Origin of the sequence: Nocardia transvalensis, assembly GCF_015477765.1 — a bacterium.
Taxonomy (GTDB): Bacteria; Actinomycetota; Actinomycetes; order Mycobacteriales; family Mycobacteriaceae; genus Nocardia; species Nocardia transvalensis_A.
The window spans coordinates 19,407-37,734 of the sequence record NZ_JADLQQ010000012.1; the positions used below are offsets into that span (position 1 = coordinate 19,407).

Consider the following 18,328-nt stretch of genomic DNA (forward strand, 5'->3'; position numbering starts at 1 on the left):
ATCTCCGACTACTTCCACACCCCGCCAGGAGACGGGCCAAGCTCCTGATGATTACAGATACACCCTCAGAGGCGCCACCTTCGAACCGGCTGCATCGCAGAGTCGTTGTCGCGCAAGTCGTTCAGACGGGTGACACGGTGAAGACTCCACAGGGATACGTTTCGGCCCGCGGGCAACTCCCATTTCACCGATCGACGCATACGGAACGAATTCACCTGGCCCCGGCACTTGCTGTTAACGGTTGTCGGTTCGCTTCCTCGAGTGGTGAACTTCGAGTTCAGTGGTGGCGGCGGCGTAGATGCGGTCCAGGCCGTCGCGGAGCTGCGCTGCGGTGGTCTGCCAATCGGTGTGGAAGCGGCCGAAGGAGTCCGCGGTGGCACCTGTCCAGTTGTGTTGTGCTGCGGTCAGCAGTGTGTCGGCGTGTTCGAGCAGTCCATTGTCTCGGTCGTTGCTAGAGACGTTTGTCATTGCGGTTCCTCGGACGAGGTCGGTGTCGGCGGATGTCACGTCGTGTGGCGGAACGCGGCGACTACGTCGGTTTCAATCTCATTGAACGCACTAGCGGCTGTACGGAGAAACTCGCCGAGATTGTGGAGTCGCTCGGTGCAAGCCAGTCCTTCGCTGTGGATGGTGTCCCACTCGCTGCCGAAACTGGCGGCGGTCACCCCGCGCCACTCGGTCATCAAAGCTGTGATCGTCGCTTCCGCACGCACGAACTCGTTCTTGACTGCGGTGGCCGCGGTCATCACCTCACGGCCAGCGGCATCCACCCCGGGCAACTCCATGCCGATCACGTGGGATCCGGCTTCCGTGCCATGCTCGTCCGCAGCTACCAGGTCTCGTACTCATCTTCTCGGATTCGTTGCAGGGCGTGCTCGATCCAGGTCAGGAATCGGGTCGCGAGGTCTTGGGTGCTGCCGGGGCGGACGATGATGTGCTCGCTGCGGGTTTCGATGTAGCGGTCGTCGGCAATGTCGTACCACTGCACCACATTCGACGGCTGCGGGTCGGTGTTGAAGGCACCCAGCAGCAGCCGATGCGGTCGGCTGGTCGTGCTGAGTCGTTCGCTCGGCACTTGTCGAACTTTTCTTGTGTAAATGGCACATTCGCCCGGCTTCGTTGCTATGTTGTGGCCGTCTCGTCGATCTGGGCGCGACTGTGGCCGACGCCAGTGCCGTTGGCGTGTAGGGGATTTGGAGTGCATGTCATGCGTCTTCGTGATGCCGCCGCGGCGACGGGGCTTGCGGTGATCGCCGTGTCGTCCGGGGCGGGGCAGGGCGCCGCGTTCACCCCGACGATCGTGCCTGAGCTCGGCATCTACGCTGTGGAGCTCGACCATGCGGAGACGGTTGCGCTGCACAACTCGCCGCTGCCCGGCATGTTGAACCAGGTGTGGCGCGATTATGGGAGCGCTCTCATGATCCGGGCGGAGACGCCCGAAACGGATGGCGCGGTCTATGAAGCGGACTTGTCCGATGTGGTTGCCGATGCGGCCGAATCTGTCGACGGGGTGGTCGGCTTTGTGATCACTCCAGCCGACCCACAGTACGATCCGCCCACGGCTATTCGCCTCCTGGCCCTGGGGACGGAAGGGCATACTACTTGCTGCCGAATTGTCGGTCAGAGTGCAATCCAGCAGCCGGAACAGCACCTGTGAACTTGTTGCGCAACAATGAGGGCTTTTCAGCCGCGTTGCCGAAGAATTCCAGCTTCGACGACGTGTGGACCTAGGTGACGGCCGTCCGGTCCACTCGGGATGGGCGCCTCGGCCCGGGTCCGGAGCGATGCCCCGCAGGATCGCGTCGACGGCCGTGTATCGGGGCCGCGCGCTGGCCCAGCCAGTCTTCCCGGCTCACCTTCGTCGAAAGTACGTACGCGGTAGCGAATTCGGGCACCGCACTCATATCCTTGAGCATTGCGGGAAGTGGTGCGGCTCAAATGATTCCACGTCGCCCGCGGTCCGGCGTCGCTGATCGCCGCGGCGCAGTCGATTTCGAATTCGGCGCCGTTCCTGGAAAGCTCCGCGCCGTGAGCCGACCGTCGTCGCCCCGCAGGCGCCGCACCTCGGCGGAGGTCGACACCTCGCCGCCCGATCTGCGCATGGCCCAGCCGCCGATTACCGGCGTGAGGTTGACATTCACGCCCCAGGGGCATCACCACGGCGGGCCGGGTCACCCGCACGCCGCGACCGGTTTCCGGATCGGCGCCGTAAGGTACGCCCACGATGTGGCACAGCTTTCCTCGACTGAATTCTCGTTGGCCGCGCCCTGGAAGATCTGCGCATTCACCAGCGCGACGTCGAGGCTCCGGGGGCGACGCGATCGACCAGATCGTCCTTCACCGCGGGCAGATCCTTGGTGGCCTCGTCGTTGCTGAGCCCCAACCCGATCGAGGTCACCACCGTCGCCCGGTCCGTGCCGAGGAATCTCTCCCGGTCCACGGGGACAGCGTGCTTCATCCGACGGCACGAGTGTCACGGTGGTCGCGGGCTATCGTCGCTTTCCGGTACCCGTCTCGCTCTTTCCATCGAACACCGAGGCGGAGGAGGGGCGGCGTACTTTGAGTCTGCGAGGGCACTGTAGCCGACCGGCTACCGATCGAGGGCGACGAAGGCCCCGGTCAGGTGAATGGTGATCGCAACCTCTGGCCGCGCGATGACTCAGCCACAACAGAACGGCGCGGCGTGCGCTCTTTCAGGTAGAATCGAACACACGTTCTACATCCTGGATGTGCCTTGACGGGGACGCCCTCATGCGGGAGGCTCTGTGTCCAAGATCACTGACAGGGGGTAGTTGCTATGACGACCTATGGGTATCGGGTGATGGAGTTGTACGCCACTCCGCCGGGGAAGCCGAGGGACCGTATCTCTTTTGATCAACCGGTAGATGTCGAAGGTGGTCTGCGCACTCTAGTGCTGAAGGCTGCTAGATTGGCACTGGACACTGGAAAGTTGGATGAGAACCGAAACAAATATATCAAGTTTGCAGAAGTGCGCGATGACAATTGGGGGATCCTACTCACTGCCAAGGGCGGGGAATGGGGGGAATCTCGAGAGCTGGTTGATGTGTACGACGATCCAGATGTTGAATCTCGCCCAATTAATCCGTCCGATGCGGTGATTAGCGATTTTCATGCCCTTTTCATCGTGCCCCCTTATGGTGATACCGGGTTGCTCGTAACGGAAGTAAAAGGCCGTAGTCACTGGACCGTAGAGACTCTGGCGCAGATCAATTTGAAACTGGACGCTCATGGTATCAAGCTGCGATTGTCTTGGGACCTAGTCGATGCATCGGCGTGGAATGCCTACTTTTCAGACGAAACTGTCGGAGTAAAGTCCGTCGAGCTGGTCCAGAAATATCCATCGTCGGACCGTACGAGATTCACAAATGAGAATGTAAAGAGTGCCCGATTGGAAATCGACCTTCTGGAGGGTTCCGAAGTTAAGCAGCGGGTTATCCGTGTGTTGAATGCAATGCGTGAAGGGAGACGGCAAGCCCCGCGTCTTGCAGGAGTCGTTGGGTTGACGGAGTTCGGGGATTCCGATTTTGATGAGGAGCGTATTGTAACCGTCAAAGACGGAAAAACCAGAAAGATAAATGTCACTACCTCCTGGCCCAAGTTCGTTTACACGCTCGACGCAACGGAACACCCCACCGGTCCTGAGTTTGTGAACCTCGTTCGCGGTACTGTGTCGGACACATTGAAACTACTTAACGTCGATCTTGCGTCGAACTGGCGGCCACATTTCGTTAATTAGAGCGGTGGTTCGGGTGGACAAATTGCAAAGGTTCAACCCCTGGCCAATATTCATTTACAATAGCAGAGCTGTTCGAGAGCTCGATGGGCGTAGATCGGCATCGTTATCGGAGAGGCTGTTGCTGTATGGCGTGCCAATCGGCAGCCTTGCCCTCTTTACGCTGATGCGCTGGCAGCTCGGTGGCGTAACTCAACTCCTTTCAGCTATATCGCTTCTTGTGGGGGCAATGTTGAGCACTTTTGTCTTCCTGGCAAACCTTCGCATTAAGATTGAAGAATCTGATAATTACCGAGTTCGCCCTGGTCTGAAAAGATTGGTGGCGTCCTCGGCGGTGGGTGCTCTGCATGTTTCCCTGGTTGCGATGCTTTTGTCTCTTCTCCTTGCAACTGTAACGTCATGGCCGTTGCTTACGGCGGGTGGTCGTGCGGCAAATATCGCATCAGGTCTCTGCGTGGCGATGCTAGTGCACCTTATCGTTTCGCTAGCAGCCGTACTACGTCGTCTTCTTGGTATTTATGTAGATTTATTCCTGGGTGACTTTATGGCGTCGCCTGAGCCTGATAACTAGACCAACCGGTATGAGGGCACTCCGGCGGCAACTGCGACGACGGTCGAGCGCCGGGGTACTTCGCAGTAACGCAGTCGGGCTTATCGTCCTACCTGGTCGGGGCGTTCGTGCACCCCTGGCAGTGTGCGGGTCAGGGGTTCGATTTTCTTGGAGTTGAGGGCTTTTCACTGCGTTGCAATACCGATCACCGCTTGCTGGCGACGAGTTCGGCGAGTGTCGAGAGGCCATGGTGGACTTCGGTGAAACTGGTGCTCAGTGGGGCCAGGCCGAGGCGGATGCCGTCGGGGGCGCGGAAGTCGGGGATGACGCCGCGGTGCCAGAGGTGGGTGTTGATTTCGCGGAAATCGTTTCGGCGCACCGTGATGTGGCCGCCTCGGCGGTCGGGGTGGCGTGGTGAGGCCAGTTCCACGCCGTGGGCGAGCAGCCAGGCGTCGACCAGTTCGAGGGCGTAGTCGGTCAGCCGCAGCGATTTGGCGCGGACTGCGTCGATGCCGGCCTCTTCGAGCATGTCGAGGCCGGCCAGCAGCGGCACCATGGCCAGGATCGGGGGAGTGCCGCTGAGCATGCTGCGAACACCGTCGGCGGGTTGGTATCCGGGTCCCATGGCGAACGGGTCGCGGTGGCCGATCCAGCCCCAAATGGGTTGTCGCACATGGCCGTGGTGACGCCGGTTGATATAGCCGAATGCCGGGGATCCGGGGCCACCGTTCAGATATTTGTAGGTGCAGCCGACGGCGAAATCGGCGTTCCAGGAGTCGAGGTGGACGGGGACGGAGCCGACGGAGTGGCTGAGGTCCCAGAGCACCAGGGCGCCCGCGTCCTGGGCGGTGCGGGTGATCGCCGCGGCGTCGGCCAGGTACCCGGATCGGTAGGCGACATGGCTGAATACGACGAGTGCGGTATTCGGGCCGACCGCGCCCGCGACCTGGTCGTCGGTGATGCCCTCGGCGGGGTCGGTGTCGATCCAGGTGAGGGTCAGGCCTCGTTCGGCGGCAATGCCTTCGAGGAGGTAGCGATCGGTGGGGAAATTGTCGGTGTCGAGGACGATTTCGGTGCGGCCGGGCCGGGCGTCCACGGCGGCGCGGGCGAGCTTGTAGAGCAGCACGGTGGTCGAGTCGGCGACGACGACCTGGCCGGGGTCTGCGCCGAGGGCCACTCGGCCGAGGCGGTTCCCGACCTCTTCGGGCCAGTCGAACCATCCCTCCGTCCAGCCCCGGATCAGCTGCCGTCCCCACTGCTCGCGGATGAACCGGTCCATCCGTTCGGCGGTGGCCAGGGCGGGGCGTCCCAGTGAGTTGCCGTCGAGGTAGGCGACGATGTCACTGCCGTCCGGAGTCAGGAACCGGTCCCGGAAACCGCGCAGCGGATCGGCATCGTCCAGAGCGTGCGCCTTGTCCAGCAGATCGGCAAGATCGACCATGTGTTTCACCTTTCCCGTGACGTATCACGCGGGTCGCTCTGCGTGACCGGATCGACGACCTGTGCGAGGCCGAGTGAGCCGGCAAAGCGCGAAGGGGTCGAGTCGAGCCCGCCGGGCACCCAGCACGGCGGGACCGGACTGCGTGAATCGGTCATGGCGGTGAGCACGTCGTCGGGCGTGAGCCCGGCGGCCAGCAGCGCGGTGACCTCACGAGTGTTCACGCCCGGCGGCAGCGGTCCGTTGCCCAGGTCCGTTCCATAGAGGACCGTGCCGCCGTGCTCGACGAAGCGCCGCAGGTTGTCCGTCGCCGTCCGCAGCTGCGGGGTGTCGGTGCCGAAACCGTGGATGTCCAGAGTGCTGATCCAGCTCATGTACTGCGCTGCATCGGCGACGAGCCCGTCGTCGACGCGCTCGGTCCACGGGGTGTGCGCCAGCCGGTCGATGCCGTTGTCGTAGGCGAGACGTGTCATGCCCTCGCCTTCGACGTGGGCGATGACGGGGAGACCGGCGTCGTGGGCGGCGCCGACGATCGCAGCGAGCACGGAGTCTGCGAGCACCGGTCCCGCATCGGAGTTCAATGCGACCTTGATAGCGCACGCGCCCACCTGCCGCTGCTCACCCACGGCGCCCTCGGCGTCGAGCGGGGAGCGCACCTCGCGGACACTCCCGGCAGCGGCCCAGGACCGATCACCGGGATAGCCACCCGGAGCCGTCAGGAAGGCGCCGACCACCCGCATCCTCGGCAGGGTCGGGTCGTCGGCGGGCAGGGCCTCGAGAACATCGGGGGCGCTGCCGAGATCGTGCACTTCGGCGATCCCACCGGCGCGAACCGAACGCAGATCCACCAGGGCGCAGTGCACGTGTGCGTCACGCAGTCCGGGAAGGACGGTGCCGCGGAGTCGTCTCACCCGAGCGCCCGCCGGAACATCCTCGGGCGCGACGGGCGTGGCATCGGCGGGCGCACCGTGACGCAGGCGCAGGGCGCACCGGCCGAAGCGTCGGCGGGTGCCCCACCAGGCAGAGTCGGCCAGCAGCCATTCCTCCGCAATGTCCATGGCTCCCAACCTATCTGTGCGCGCCGTCTCGGTCGTCGACTTCACGCAGTACCGCCGCACACAGGTCGTCGACGGTGGCGTGTACGAATTCGGACATGGGAATGGAGACCCCGTAGTCCTGTTCGACGTCGTGGCGCAGCCTGATCATGCGCACCGACTCCATGCCCAAACCGATCAGCGGCTTGTCGTCGGGGAGCGTCTGCCGGCTCACGCCGAGCATGGCGCCGATTCGTCGGCGCAGCTCCGTGGCGACGTCGGCGGTGTCGGCTGCCGACCGGTCGTCGGCGGATTCTGCGGCGGGCGCCGCTCACCCAGACCTCACCCACCCGGTCGGCGGCGCACCCGGTGCGGGACTCGGTGTCCACGACGAGCACGCGCCCCATCGGTCCGGCGTTCCCGCACCCCACGAGTTCCTGCGTACGCGCGGCGTCCGTCGCCGACACCGGCGGCCTGGCCCGACCCTGCTCCAACTCGGCGGCATCGACCGAAACACCCAGCGCTCGCCACCCGCCAACTGCGCAAGCAGCACATGCCCGAGCCCGAGCGCGTGCAGGGACGACATCCAGCACACGACATTGCCGCCTCCCGGCAGTTCGGTGAGTGCGCAAAAGTTGACGATCTGGGCCGCGAGGAGTCCGACGAGGAAATCCGGGCCGGGCGGGAGCAGTAGCAATATCCGCTCTCCCGCGATGCCCGCCTGCTGCAGCGCCGCCGCGACGGAGCGCGCCCGCAGGTCCAGCTCCCGCCGACTGAGGACCTCGCCACGGTCGCCCGCCGGGGTGGCCGGGAAGCAGAAACCGGAGCGCGGTGGCCACTCGGCGCGCGCTCGGCATTGTCCCGCAACACATCGACCAGCGAAACGATCGCGGTCTTCTGGGAATGCCCGGGTCAGCGCCGGGGACGTACGCTCTGCGCGAACCCGTGGTGCCGGAGGCCCGCGCCCGCGCGATCGCGACTACAGTGGGCTCCGCATAAGAGGACGCGGCGAGAGAAGGAGAGCACCACGTGAATATGTACCAGCCCAGGCAGGTTGCGGCTGCGCCCATGGTCGGGGCCGGCTTCCCCGCTGTGGCCGCCACCCCCCCGGCCGGCCTCTCTTGGGGTGAGTCACTCTACGATCGCCTCCTTGCTCAGCGGATCGTCTTCCTCGGCCAGGAAGTGAACGACGAGATCGGTAACAAGATCTGCGCTCAGATGCTGTTGCTGGCTGCGGAGGATCCGACGGCCGACATCTCGCTGTACATCAACTCGCCCGGCGGTTCCATCAGCTCGGGTATGGCCATTTTCGACACCATGCGACTGATCTCCTGCGATGTGGCCACCTACGCCATGGGTATGGCCGCCTCGATGGGCCAGTTCCTGCTGTCGGCCGGAACGCCCGGTAAGCGCTACGCTCTGCCCAACGCCGAGATCCTGATGCACCAGCCCCTGGGTGGGGTCGGTGGCAGTGTGTCCGACATCAATATTCAGGCCGAACGACTGCGCCGGCTGAAGAAGCGAATGGCCGAACTCATTGCCGAATTCAGCGGGCAGACGCCCGAGCAGATTCGGGAGGATTCGGAGCGTGACCGCTGGTTCAGTGCCGCGGAGGCCAAGGAATACGGTCTCGTCGACCATGTGATCACTCGGTCGAGCGAAACCACCGAGAGCAACCCGATAAACCCCGCGCACTGAGTGTTCTGTCCGCTCGTTCGATGCTTCGCTCATCGCTGAAACCAGCTTCGCGGGTATCCGGATATCACATCGGGGGGAAGTGACAACCGAGATGTCCGCGGACGGTTGGGCGATGGACAAGGTGATGAGCGATATGTTCGATGAGCGGACCATACTCATCAGTGGCGAGTTGGGGAGAAGTGTCTCGAATGCTGTGGTGTCGCAGTTGCTGCTTTTGGACGCCGCAGATCGCGAGGAAGGGATCAGGCTCTATATCGACAGTACTGCCGGATCTCTGTCGGACGGGTTCGCCATTTGCGATACGATGAACCTGATCAATCCCGAGGTTTCGACCTGGGCGATCGGCGCGGTGGGATCGGTGGCGACCCTCGTGCTGTGTTCCGGAGCTGTCGGTAAGCGATATGCACTTCCGGGCTCGGACATAATTCTGCGACAGCCCGGCGCTGACGAGGGTCTCGACGAAGAGACCCCGAAGCCGACGACGGAAGTTTATCGGCGATGGCTCGATGAAATGGTGCGGCTTCTTTCCGTGCGGACCGGGAAAGGATCGGACACTATCGCCCGAGATCTTCGCAACCAGCACCGCCTCTCGGCCGCCGACTCGGTCGCCTACGGCATTGTCGATCAGGTAATGGCGGGCGGAAAGTATGCACCGCAAGGAAACTAGACCGGCGCGTGTGGTTCAGGCGGCTCCAAGGACCACACCGCGATCGACCCAGACAGCGAGATCGTTACCGCAACCGGGATCAGACTCTCGACTGACATGGTTGCGCGGCAGGATCTCGAAAACCCTCGGCTGAAACACCCGCCGAAGCATTCAACGAGCGGTTATCCTCACTCCAACAAGCCGGTGTTGCGTCCGGCGGTTGCGTCCGGGCGGTTTATTTCATCCTGGTCGGAAGGGGGAGGTCGGTGCCGAATTCTGCTGCCGACGGTCATGTCATGTCTTGCCTATGTCTGGTGATCACTTGTGACCGCTACGCCTGAGCCGCCCGCCGTGATTCCATCGTCACCGGTCGGCCGGCGTGTCGCGCAGGATTCAGCGATGCACCTCGGCGGACCGAGATTCCTGCTGTACTCCGAGGAATTCGCCGCTGATCCACACGCCATGTACAGGAAGATGCGGGAAAGTCATCGGTCGCTCGTTCCGGTCGAGCTGGCGCCGGGTGTCCCTGCCACGCTGGTGATCGGCTACCGAACCGCATTGCGGATCCTCAACGATCCCGGGCATTTTCCCGCCGATCCTCGGGACTGGCAGACAACTGTTCCACAGGACAGTCCTATCCTGCCGATGCTCGAGTGGCGTCCCAACGCATTGTGGAACGCTGGGCCGCTTCATTACCGCTACCGGTCCCCATCGGTCGAAGCCATCGACGGGGTCGACCTGTTCGCGATGCACAACGTCGTCGAGCGGATCGCCATCCCGCTGATCAACACCTTCTGCGAACACGGCAAGGCCGACCTGCTCCGACAGTACATTCGCCCTCTCATGGGGCACACGCTCGACCACATGCTGGGCTGCACGGCCGAGATCGGGCAGCGGATCGCGACGGGTTCGGCGATGATGGTCGATGCCCAGGGTGATGCGGAGGCAGGCAACAGCATTGTGGTCCATGCGTTGCTGGAACACATAGCATCCAAGCGCGCCGAAGCCGGCAACGACATCACCAGTCGGATGCTTGCCCATCCCGTGGGTTTGGACGACGAAGAGATGGTGCACCAGCTGATGACGGTGTATGGCGCCGGGGTGGAGCTGTGCGTGAATCTCATCGGGAACACCCTGCGATCCATGCTCGTCAACGACGGCTACGCCGATGACCTGCGCAGCGGCAGCCTGTCCACACGAGATGCACTCGACACCGTGCTCGCCATCGACCCGCCGATGGCCAACCACTGCATCACCTACCCACGGCAACCGGTGTTCCTCGAGGACGATGGTGTCTGGTTACCCGCTCACCAGCCGGTAGTGATCAGTATGGCGGCGGCGGGCAACGACCCTGCCGTGACCGCTGACGACCGCACCGGTAACCGCTCCCACCTGGCGTGGGGCGCCGGCCCGCACGCCTGCCCAGCTCGTTATCCCGCCTACTCCATCGCCGTCGATGCCATCGATCAGCTGCTCGACGTCCTGCCCGAAATAGAGCTTGCCTGCCGACCCGATGAATTGGTCTGGCGGCCGGGCCCGTTCCACCGGGCACTGGTGGAGCTGCCGGTCGTTTTCCTCCCCTCCCCGCCGCTGCCTGATCGCGGGTATCGGGGAAGCGGACTGGCCTGAAATGCGTGCGTGTGGGTGGTGACCGCAGCCGATGTCGGGTCACCGCCCTCCACCGTCCGTCCATCAGGGAATCCGTGCCGCCGCACTCGACCGACGCCGACGGTGGTCTTCATGGCAGGGATCGGACGAAGGCGCCCGCCTGCTCGATCGCGGTTTCGGCCTCCGGGAGTCGGCCCACGAGGAGCTGGTGGGCGTGTGGCATGCCATCCTGGACGTCGACAGTCACCTTGCCCCCCGCGGCGCGGATCTTCTCACGGACGCGCATGGTGTCGTCGTAGAGGATCTCCTCGGTACCGACCTGCATGTACACGTGCGGGAGCCCGTGCAGGTCAGCGAGTGCAGGTGACGCAAGAGGATTCGTGGCGTCGGCACCGGCCAGATACGCCGACGCGCTGGCGTCCAGTTGCTCTTTGGTGACGAACGGGTCGACGTCGGCTCGGGAGAGGATGCTGTCGCCGCTCTGCGTGAGATCTGCCCAGACGGACATGGTGATGGCTGCCGCCGGCATCGCGACCTCGTTCTGCCGGGCAGCCAAGAGTGTGGCCAGTACCAGGCCGGCACCGGCCGACTCTCCGGCGATGACCACGTTGTGCGCGCCTCGTTCGGTGACGATCGCCTCGAGAACGGTCAGCCCGTCGTCGACCGCCGCCGGGAATGGGTGCTCGGGCGCCAATCGATAGTCGAGCACGAAGGCCTCCGCAGCAGAGGCGCGTGCGAGGTACGCCGCGAGCACGCCGTGACTGCGGCTCGACCCGGCGATGAAGCCCGAGCCGTGCAGGAACACGATGGTCTTGCCCGTTCTGTGGCCGAGGCGGAACCAGGCCCCTGGGACACCGGCAACCTCCCCCTCCTCCCGTGTCACGCCCGCAGGCAGGTCGACCCTGGCCATGCTCTGCTCGAAGCGGACGCGCAGCTCTTCCAAGGAGGCATCTGGCGTCATGAACGAATAATGGTCGGCGAGGGCGTCCAGGACGCGCGGCTCTGCCATCGGTTCTCCTCACGGTTCTGTCATTGGTCCATGCATGCGCGGTGCAGGGCCGAGGCGGTCTGCATCGCGGAGATCCGCCCTTGCGTGTCCTGGGCGGCGTTGACGGCTTCTTTTGCGAGCCTGAGCGCGAACAGGGGCTTGATGAGCGTGGGCCGCCGTTCGGCGTTCAACATGGATGTATGGGTGATCAATTCGGATATCGACCCACGTGCGGAGCGGCTATCAACAAGAGTTCAAGGCTCCACTGAAACGAGTCATTCCTTCAGCGCTCTCTCGAGGCTGTCCATTTTCTCCGGCGGCTGTACCCAAATGAGCATTCCGCCCTCGATTTCTTGGTACCCAAAGATTTCCGCGTCAAGCTGGTCAATCGGCACGATCGCTTGGAAGTCCCGTGAAAGTCGTGCACCTCGCTTTCATGAGCTCCCAAATTCGCACCCTTTGTGACGATTAGGATGGTGTCCCATCAATGAAGCCAATATCTCAGTCCAGCCGGGCGCAGACAAGACATGCCACAGACCCGATCGCCTCCACCCTTGGATTGGTGGTACTCCTCGCCGGTGGTAGTGTCGACCGGTGGTACCACTGGATAGTGTCACCGACATCGAGTAGGCATCGGGTCGCGTAGTGCCGAATTCGTCCGGACTCGTCGTACGGAATCCACCACGTCCGCACCATCAGGAATGAGTCGGCAGCAACTCGCCGCGGCAATCCACTCCAGCATCGGGTATGTCGCCAAGATCGAACAGGGCGATGCGCATTGCCCCAGCCCAGGGGTGTTGGATGCGCTTGCCGTCGTGTTCATTGAAATGTATTCCTGTTATGGTGTGCTGCGGGTATCCAGGGAGAGGGGAGATTTGCCGTGCCCTACACGATGACGGCTGGGGCGAAGGTCTATTTCACCGATACCGGTGGGGACGGGCCTGCGGTGGTGCTCGGCCACGGCTTCTTTCTGGACCAGGAGATGTTCGCCGCGCAGGCGGCCGCGCTCGCGCCGCGCTATCGAGTCGTCTCGATCGACGCACGCGGTCACGGACTGACCGAGGACGCCGAGGAACCGTTCAGTTACTGGGATCTGGCCCGCGACGCCTGGTCGGTTGTCGACGAGCTGGGTATCGAACGTGCGGTGGTCGGTGGCGTGTCGCAGGGTGGGTTCACGGCACTGCGGATGGCGCTGCTCTGCCCGAGACGGGTCGACGGACTGATCCTGATCGGCACTTCGGCCGACGCCTACAGCCCCAAGCAGAAGATCAGCCACCGAGAGGTGATGGACGGCTGGATGAGCACGGCGCCGCTGGCGCCGATCGCCGTGGCCTCGGTGATGATCGGCGGAACGGATGAGGACAAACAGCCGTGGTTGGACAAGTGGTTCGCGAGCGACCGCACCCGAATCCGGCAGGCGGCACACTGTTTGATCGACCGTGAATCGATCACCGAGATGGTCGGCCGTGTCACTTGCCCGGCGATCCTCATCCGCGGCGTCGGCGACCAGGAATTCAGCCACGAGGATATGGCGGCGTTGGCCGATCAGCTAGGCGGCCACGCCCGGTTACACGCGGTGGTCGGCGCCACCCATGCGGTGAACATCACCCATCCCCGTGAGGTGAACGATCTCGTGCTGGCATTCCTCGACGAGATCTATTGAGGTCGAGCGGAGTCGGTGTCGACCAGCAGGCCGACGATCATTCGCTGCCCTCGGCTACGCCCGGCGGCGTCGAACTCGTAGACTCTGACGGTGTACACCTCCCCGGTCTCCGGATTGCGCAATCGCATCACCGGATCGTGTCGGTGCGTAGCAACCCGTTGCGAGGTCCACAACCGCCGGAAATCTGGCTGGTCACCCAACTCGTCGAGTAGACGCCGCAGCGTGTCCGACTCGGGCGCTCCGGCGCCATAGTGGCGTAACCGTCCGACCGCCACACGCGCTTCCTTCTCCCACTCCTCGACCACCAGTCGGGCGTACGGGTCGGTGAAGTACCAACGCAGCAGGCTGCCCGATGCGCGGACACCCGGAAGCGCGGTATCGAAGGCATGATTACACGCCACGAGCTCCGCGCCCTCGCCCAGCACGGCCGCGAGATGAGGCGCGAGCGCGTCGAGCATCGGCTGGAGTGAGGTCGGCGCTGAGTCTCCCGGGTGTTCCTGTGGTTTCTGCCCGGCAAGTCGATACAGGTAGACCCGCTCGTCGGCGTCGAGGCCGAACACGGCGGCAAGCGCATCCAACACCCCTGGGCTGGGGCAATGCGCATCGCCCTGTTCGATCTTGGCGACATACCCGATGCTGGAGTGGATTGCCGCGGCGAGTTGCTGCCGACTCATTCCTGATGGTGCGGACGTGGTGGATTCCGTACGACGAGTCCGGACGAATTCGGCCAGCGTAGGCATCTGAAGTTCGCTCAATCCATCCCCCAGGGAACTCATCACTGCGCGACCCGATGCCTACTCGATGTCGTGACACTATCCAGTGGTACCACCGGTCGACACTACCACCGGCGAGGAGTACCACCAGTCCAGGGGTAGAGGCGATCGGGTCTGCGGCATGTCTTGTCTGTGCCCGGCTGGACTGAGACATTGGCTTCGTTGATGGGACACCATCCTAATCGTCACAAAGGGTGCGAATTTGGGAGCTCATGAAAGCGAGGTGCATGACTTTCGCGGAGCTTCCAAGCGATCGTGGCGGCCTCGCTGAGGACCCAATACTGCAGGCAGGCAAGGCTTCCATTCGACAGCACTTCGGTGCGGTGAGCCGATCTCAATGATATGGAGGGGAGCGATCGGCTTACCGTTCGGAAGTGCTGTCGGCGACAGGACATAGCGCAGAATAAAGGTTTGCTATCTATATTTGCGGAGATGATATGAATACCAGGTCATTCGCAGGAGCTGGGCGTGAAGCTTTCGATCGCCGAGTAAGTCTGCGCGATATTGTTGCGGTTTACGGGGCCGAGGAAGTAGCCGTACGCATCGCCATGCTGCGCGCACGTGGACATCATTACGCCGCACGGACAATCGACCGTGAATTGAACCAACTCGGCCTTACCTCGAGTTCTCCGTCCTGAAGACAGGTGATTCATCGCCGAGGAAATCCTTCTCTACCGGTACTGCCGACTCGACATCGGTCTCCCGAACACCGATGTCGGCCGGTACCTGGCCGAGGTGCCACAGCCGACGCTCGTGGTGACCAGCCGGGACGACCACACCGCCCACCCGGCGACCACGTCTCCGGATTCAGCGCCGACGAGACGGTGCTGCGAGCAGCCACGGACTTCATGGCGCGGAGCGTGTCCTCGCCCGTGGTTTGACGTCTCGCCAGATTGGCGCCACCTTGGCGTCAAGAAGATTGACCCTGGCGCCACAATGGCGTTACCGTTAACGCCATGGACCTCACGCCCTATGTCGACAACCTCCAGCAGGAGCTTCTGGCGGCGGCCGAGCCGGGCGAGGCCAGCGCGCTGGCTCAGCGTCTGGCTTCCGCGGTCGCGTCCGCCACGCGGCTGACCATGCTCGACGTGCTGTCCGCGGCCGCGGACGAGATCACCCGGGACCTGGTTCCCGGATCGGTCGAGGTTCGGCTGCGCGGTCGTAACCCGTACTTCGTGGTCACCTCGGGCGACGAGGACGAGGAGCTGGACGACGAGTGGATCTCCCCGACGGGTGCCGGGCGGGACAACCCCGCGCCAGTGTTCAACGGCAAGGAAGGCGCCGTGTCGCGGATCAACTTTCGCCCGCCCGAGCAGCTCAAACAGCGCATCGAGGCGGCGGCCGGAGAGGCCGGGTTGTCGGTCAACGCCTGGCTGGTCCAGGTGGTCGGTTCGGCCCTCGCGGGTGATCAGAGGTCGAGGCGGGGGCGCCGGGGCGGCGGCCGCTCCGGAAGTTTCACCGGCTGGGTCGGCTGAGTCCACACTCCGGTCGAATCCACACGAAAGCATAAGCACGAGAGGGGATTTCGTCATGCACGCATTCGATACGCCGGGGCCCATCGGGGTCACGGTCGCCGTCAGCGGCGCCGAGGTGCGCCTTGCCGCGAGCGACCGCGCCGACACCGTGGTGCGGATCGAGCCCGTCAACAAGGCCAATGGCACGGACGTCAAGGTGGCCGAGCAGACCCGGGTCGACTTCTCGGCCGGTCGACTGTCGGTCCACACACCCTCCGTGGGCAGCGTGAACGGGGGAAGTTCGGCCATCATCACCATCGAATTGCCCACCGATTCCGGCCTTGTCGCGAAGCTGGCGCATGCGCAGGTGCGCTCCGACGGCCCCCTCGGCTCGTGTGAGGTGCACATGGAATCGGGACTGGTGCGGCTCGATCGCATCGGCACGCTGGAGGCGCACATCTCCGACGGCGACCTCGAGGTCGGGCAGATCACCGGACCCGCCGACATCGACGGTGCGGCGGGCTCGGTGCGTATCGGCGAGGTCGCGGGCATCGTCCGGTTCCGCAGCTCCGAGGGCGGGATCTGGATCGGCGACGCCTCCGACGACCTCGATCTGGCCACGGCGCAGGGCGGCATCGAACTCGGCCGCGCCGACGGCAACGTCATCGCCAAGACGGTCAACGGTGCCATTCGGGTCGGCCGGTTGACCCGCGGCCAGGCGGGCCTGATGAACAGCGCCGGCAACATCGAGATCGGCGTCAGCGAGGGCACCGCCGCGTGGGTGGATGCCAATAGCACGAAGGGCTCGGTGCACAGCACCCTTGCGCCGCAGGAGAATCCCGACGAGTTCGACAACACGGTCGAGATCAATGCCCGCACCCGAACCGGCGACATCCTCATTCGGCGCGCCGTCGACGACAGTGCCCCCACGGACAACTGATCCTGCATACGACGACAGGTAAAGGAGGGGAAAGGTGGCCGACATCTCTCAGATGGCGATACAAGCGATCGGTCTGCGCAAATCATTTGGCGAGCACACCGTGCTCGACGGGATCGACCTGAATGTGGCTCCGGGAACAGTCTTTTCACTGCTGGGGCCCAACGGCTCCGGCAAGACCACCACGGTCGAGATCCTCACCACCCTGATCCCGGCCGACGGCGGGGACGTGTGGGTCGGCGGCCACAGTGTGGCCGACCAAGGAGAGGCGGTACGCGCGACGATCGGTGTCACCGGGCAGTTCTCGGCGGTGGACCGATGGCTCACCGGTGAAGAGAACCTGTTGCTCATGGGTGATCTGAACCACCTGTCCCGCAGCGAATCACGCAGGCGCACCAGCGAATTGCTGGAGCGATTCGATCTGGTCGATGCGGCGAAGAAGGTCAGCCGCACCTATTCCGGTGGTATGAAACGCCGCTTGGATCTGGCGATGAGTCTGATGGGCCGGCCGAGCATCATCTTCCTCGACGAACCGACCACCGGCCTCGATCCGCGCAGCAGGAGAACCCTGTGGCAGATCATCCGGGAATTGGTCGCCGACGGCGTGACGATCTTCTTGACCACCCAGTATCTGGAGGAGGCCGACCAGCTGGCCGACTACGTCGCGGTGCTCGACCAGGGCAAGCTGGTCGCGCAGGGCACCCCGGCCGAGCTCGAGCAGCGTGTTCCCGGCGGGCACATCAGTCTGCAGTTCCCCGACGGCGATGCCCTCGAGCGAGGCGCCCGCACGCTCGGCGCGACGTCGAGCAACGGCGAGGAGCTCACCCTGCAGATCGCCAGCGACGGTAGTGCCGCCGCGGTGAAGCAGGTCCTCGACGAGCTGTCCGACCATGCCGTTCCGGTCGACAGGGTGTCGGTCCACACTCCGGATCTCGACGATGTCTTCTTCGCCCTGACCGGCCATGCCCAGTCCCGGAACGAGAAAGTGGGTTCGTCATGAGTTCTGTTGCCAGTGCGGTCGTCGATTCGTCGACCATGGTGCGCCGGGAACTGCGGCACACCTCGCGTAATCCGGGCCAGCTCCTGCTCGCCATGGTGGTGCCACTGATCATGCTGCTGCTGTTCAACTATGCGTTCGGCGGTGCGCTCGACACCAGGGGGATCAGATACATCGACTTTGTCGTCCCGGGCATCATTCTCATGGCCGTGAGCTATGCCGCGCAGGGCACCGCCATCGCGGTCAACACGGATATGACCGAAGGCATCATCGACCGATTCCGGACGATGGCGATCGCGCGGTCCTCGGTGCTGATCGGCCATGTCGTCGGCAGCACACTGCGGCAACTCATCGGCGTCGCGATCGTCGTGGTGGTTGCGCTGGCGATCGGTTTCCGGCCCACCGCCAATGTCGTGGAGTGGGTCGCGGCGATCGGTTTGGTCGCACTCGCCCTGTTCGCTGTCGCTTGGCTGTCGACGGCTTTCGGCCTGCTCGCGAAGAATCCGGCGGGAGCGTCCAGCATGACATTTCCGCTGGCGCTGCTCCCGTTCCTCAGCGGTGCCTTCGCGCCGACCGACAGCATGCCGGGCTGGCTGCGGGCATTCGCCGCCAACCAGCCGATGACCCAGGTCATCGAGGCATTGCGCAGTCTGCTGCTGGGCGGGCCGATGGGTAATCACGCCTGGCTGGCCATCATCTGGTGCTGCGGTATCGCTCTGGTCGGCGCCGTCTGGGCCGGGCGGATATTCTCGCGCCAGAGCGCGGTCCAGTGACGCCGCCAGGTGGCT

Annotated in this window: 22 protein-coding genes; 12 read left to right on the forward strand and 10 right to left on the reverse strand. The window is 64.0% G+C overall.

What is annotated here, in order from left to right; all coding sequences use genetic code 11:
* Positions 1-234 precede the first annotated feature (234 nt).
* The 3 genes from IU452_RS30285 to IU452_RS30295 are packed head-to-tail and all read right to left on the reverse strand — an operon-like array spanning position 235 to position 1,075.
* A complete protein-coding gene (locus IU452_RS30285) occupies positions 235-468 on the reverse strand; it encodes a hypothetical protein (RefSeq protein WP_195112634.1) in 234 nt (77 codons plus the stop codon).
* Positions 469-503: 35 nt separating this feature from the next.
* Positions 504-785, reverse strand: coding sequence for a WXG100 family type VII secretion target (locus IU452_RS30290; RefSeq protein ID WP_228819064.1), 282 nt, complete (start codon positions 783-785; stop codon positions 504-506).
* A 44-nt stretch (positions 786-829) separates the two neighbouring features.
* A complete protein-coding gene (locus IU452_RS30295) occupies positions 830-1,075 on the reverse strand; it encodes a hypothetical protein (protein ID WP_195112636.1) in 246 nt (81 codons plus the stop codon).
* Between the two features lie 132 nt (positions 1,076-1,207).
* Between IU452_RS30295 and IU452_RS30300 the strand changes: the two genes are divergently transcribed.
* The gene (locus IU452_RS30300; protein ID WP_195112637.1) at positions 1,208-1,657 is read left to right on the forward strand and encodes a hypothetical protein; all 450 of its coding nucleotides are present in this window, start codon (positions 1,208-1,210) and stop codon (positions 1,655-1,657) included.
* A gap of 627 nt (positions 1,658-2,284) precedes the next feature.
* Here IU452_RS30300 and IU452_RS30305 read toward each other — a convergent pair.
* Positions 2,285-2,440, reverse strand: coding sequence for a hypothetical protein (locus IU452_RS30305; RefSeq protein ID WP_195112638.1), 156 nt, complete (start codon positions 2,438-2,440; stop codon positions 2,285-2,287).
* A gap of 357 nt (positions 2,441-2,797) precedes the next feature.
* Between IU452_RS30305 and IU452_RS30310 the strand changes: the two genes are divergently transcribed.
* Both IU452_RS30310 and IU452_RS30315 read left to right on the forward strand, forming a co-directional pair.
* The gene (locus tag IU452_RS30310) at positions 2,798-3,757 is read left to right on the forward strand and encodes a hypothetical protein (RefSeq protein WP_195112639.1); all 960 of its coding nucleotides are present in this window, start codon (positions 2,798-2,800) and stop codon (positions 3,755-3,757) included.
* Between the two features lie 13 nt (positions 3,758-3,770).
* Positions 3,771-4,325, forward strand: a complete 555-nt coding sequence (locus IU452_RS30315; RefSeq protein ID WP_195112640.1) for a hypothetical protein — start codon at positions 3,771-3,773, stop codon at positions 4,323-4,325.
* A 184-nt stretch (positions 4,326-4,509) separates the two neighbouring features.
* Here the strand turns inward: IU452_RS30315 and kynU are convergent, their stop codons facing one another.
* From kynU to IU452_RS30330, 3 genes are read right to left on the reverse strand one after another with little or no spacing between them, the layout of a single operon-like run.
* Positions 4,510-5,745 carry a kynureninase gene (gene kynU, locus IU452_RS30320; protein WP_195112641.1) on the reverse strand — a complete coding sequence of 412 codons (1,236 nt, stop codon included), beginning with the start codon at positions 5,743-5,745 and terminating at the stop codon, positions 4,510-4,512.
* 5 nt (positions 5,746-5,750) lie between these two features.
* Complete coding sequence (locus tag IU452_RS30325) at positions 5,751-6,800, reverse strand: amidohydrolase (RefSeq protein ID WP_195112642.1); 1,050 nt, start codon at positions 6,798-6,800, stop codon at positions 5,751-5,753.
* A gap of 10 nt (positions 6,801-6,810) precedes the next feature.
* Complete coding sequence (locus IU452_RS30330; RefSeq protein ID WP_267467687.1) at positions 6,811-7,041, reverse strand: acyl carrier protein; 231 nt, start codon at positions 7,039-7,041, stop codon at positions 6,811-6,813.
* Positions 7,042-7,844: 803 nt separating this feature from the next.
* Here IU452_RS30330 and IU452_RS30335 point away from each other — a divergent pair.
* The 3 genes from IU452_RS30335 (at position 7,845) to IU452_RS30345 (ending at position 10,749) form a co-directional block, all read left to right on the forward strand.
* Positions 7,845-8,474, forward strand: coding sequence for an ATP-dependent Clp protease proteolytic subunit (locus IU452_RS30335; RefSeq protein ID WP_195112824.1), 630 nt, complete (start codon positions 7,845-7,847; stop codon positions 8,472-8,474).
* A gap of 112 nt (positions 8,475-8,586) precedes the next feature.
* A complete protein-coding gene (locus IU452_RS30340) occupies positions 8,587-9,141 on the forward strand; it encodes an ATP-dependent Clp protease proteolytic subunit (RefSeq protein ID WP_195112644.1) in 555 nt (184 codons plus the stop codon).
* 537 nt (positions 9,142-9,678) lie between these two features.
* Positions 9,679-10,749 (forward strand): cytochrome P450, encoded by a 1,071-nt coding sequence (locus IU452_RS30345; RefSeq protein WP_324192905.1) that lies wholly within the window; start codon positions 9,679-9,681, stop codon positions 10,747-10,749.
* 109 nt (positions 10,750-10,858) lie between these two features.
* On the opposite strand, the gene IU452_RS30350 is transcribed toward IU452_RS30345, so the two are convergent.
* Positions 10,859-11,737, reverse strand: a complete 879-nt coding sequence (locus IU452_RS30350; RefSeq protein WP_195112646.1) for an alpha/beta hydrolase — start codon at positions 11,735-11,737, stop codon at positions 10,859-10,861.
* 20 nt (positions 11,738-11,757) lie between these two features.
* Positions 11,758-11,910 (reverse strand): hypothetical protein, encoded by a 153-nt coding sequence (locus tag IU452_RS30355; protein ID WP_228819039.1) that lies wholly within the window; start codon positions 11,908-11,910, stop codon positions 11,758-11,760.
* A gap of 438 nt (positions 11,911-12,348) precedes the next feature.
* Here IU452_RS30355 and IU452_RS39670 point away from each other — a divergent pair, with 438 nt between their 5' ends.
* Together IU452_RS39670 and IU452_RS30365 are read left to right on the forward strand one after the other, a co-directional pair.
* Positions 12,349-12,612, forward strand: coding sequence for a helix-turn-helix domain-containing protein (locus IU452_RS39670; RefSeq protein ID WP_195112825.1), 264 nt, complete (start codon positions 12,349-12,351; stop codon positions 12,610-12,612).
* Positions 12,597-13,379, forward strand: coding sequence for an alpha/beta fold hydrolase (locus tag IU452_RS30365; RefSeq protein ID WP_195112647.1), 783 nt, complete (start codon positions 12,597-12,599; stop codon positions 13,377-13,379). The genes IU452_RS39670 and IU452_RS30365 overlap by 16 nt, the downstream gene beginning before the upstream one ends.
* Here IU452_RS30365 and IU452_RS30370 read toward each other — a convergent pair.
* A complete protein-coding gene (locus IU452_RS30370; RefSeq protein ID WP_324192906.1) occupies positions 13,373-14,155 on the reverse strand; it encodes a helix-turn-helix transcriptional regulator in 783 nt (260 codons plus the stop codon). The two genes, IU452_RS30365 and IU452_RS30370, sit on opposite strands and share 7 nt — an antisense overlap.
* Positions 14,156-15,108: 953 nt before the next feature.
* On the opposite strand from IU452_RS30370, the gene IU452_RS30375 reads away from it, so the two are divergent.
* From IU452_RS30375 to IU452_RS30390, 4 genes are read left to right on the forward strand one after another with little or no spacing between them, the layout of a single operon-like run.
* Positions 15,109-15,627 carry a hypothetical protein gene (locus IU452_RS30375; protein WP_195112649.1) on the forward strand — a complete coding sequence of 173 codons (519 nt, stop codon included), beginning with the start codon at positions 15,109-15,111 and terminating at the stop codon, positions 15,625-15,627.
* 55 nt (positions 15,628-15,682) lie between these two features.
* Complete coding sequence (locus IU452_RS30380; RefSeq protein WP_195112650.1) at positions 15,683-16,546, forward strand: DUF4097 family beta strand repeat-containing protein; 864 nt, start codon at positions 15,683-15,685, stop codon at positions 16,544-16,546.
* Between the two features lie 52 nt (positions 16,547-16,598).
* Entirely contained in the window at positions 16,599-17,543 is a 945-nt protein-coding gene (locus IU452_RS30385; protein ID WP_195112826.1) for an ATP-binding cassette domain-containing protein, read from the forward strand.
* Entirely contained in the window at positions 17,540-18,313 is a 774-nt protein-coding gene (locus IU452_RS30390) for an ABC transporter permease (RefSeq protein ID WP_195112651.1), read from the forward strand. Before IU452_RS30385 ends, IU452_RS30390 begins: the two co-directional genes overlap by 4 nt.
* The last annotated feature ends 15 nt before the right edge of the window (positions 18,314-18,328 follow it).

Coding starts and splice junctions, on each gene's coding strand:
- IU452_RS30335 (WP_195112824.1), top strand. CDS start 7,845: ATGGTCGGGGCCGGCTTCCCCGCTGTGGCCGCCACCCCCCCGGCCGGC.
- IU452_RS30300 (WP_195112637.1), top strand. CDS start 1,208: ATGCGTCTTCGTGATGCCGCCGCGGCGACGGGGCTTGCGGTGATCGCC.
- kynU (WP_195112641.1), bottom strand. CDS start 5,745: ATGGTCGATCTTGCCGATCTGCTGGACAAGGCGCACGCTCTGGACGAT.
- IU452_RS30285 (WP_195112634.1), bottom strand. CDS start 468: ATGACAAACGTCTCTAGCAACGACCGAGACAATGGACTGCTCGAACAC.
- IU452_RS30340 (WP_195112644.1), top strand. CDS start 8,587: ATGGACAAGGTGATGAGCGATATGTTCGATGAGCGGACCATACTCATC.
- IU452_RS30325 (WP_195112642.1), bottom strand. CDS start 6,800: ATGGACATTGCGGAGGAATGGCTGCTGGCCGACTCTGCCTGGTGGGGC.
- IU452_RS30380 (WP_195112650.1), top strand. CDS start 15,683: ATGCACGCATTCGATACGCCGGGGCCCATCGGGGTCACGGTCGCCGTC.
- IU452_RS30350 (WP_195112646.1), bottom strand. CDS start 11,737: ATGGCAGAGCCGCGCGTCCTGGACGCCCTCGCCGACCATTATTCGTTC.
- IU452_RS30375 (WP_195112649.1), top strand. CDS start 15,109: ATGGACCTCACGCCCTATGTCGACAACCTCCAGCAGGAGCTTCTGGCG.
- IU452_RS30370 (WP_324192906.1), bottom strand. CDS start 14,155: ATGAGTTCCCTGGGGGATGGATTGAGCGAACTTCAGATGCCTACGCTG.
- IU452_RS30290 (WP_228819064.1), bottom strand. CDS start 785: ATGGAGTTGCCCGGGGTGGATGCCGCTGGCCGTGAGGTGATGACCGCG.
- IU452_RS30355 (WP_228819039.1), bottom strand. CDS start 11,910: ATGTTGAACGCCGAACGGCGGCCCACGCTCATCAAGCCCCTGTTCGCG.
- IU452_RS30310 (WP_195112639.1), top strand. CDS start 2,798: ATGACGACCTATGGGTATCGGGTGATGGAGTTGTACGCCACTCCGCCG.
- IU452_RS30390 (WP_195112651.1), top strand. CDS start 17,540: ATGAGTTCTGTTGCCAGTGCGGTCGTCGATTCGTCGACCATGGTGCGC.
- IU452_RS30385 (WP_195112826.1), top strand. CDS start 16,599: ATGGCGATACAAGCGATCGGTCTGCGCAAATCATTTGGCGAGCACACC.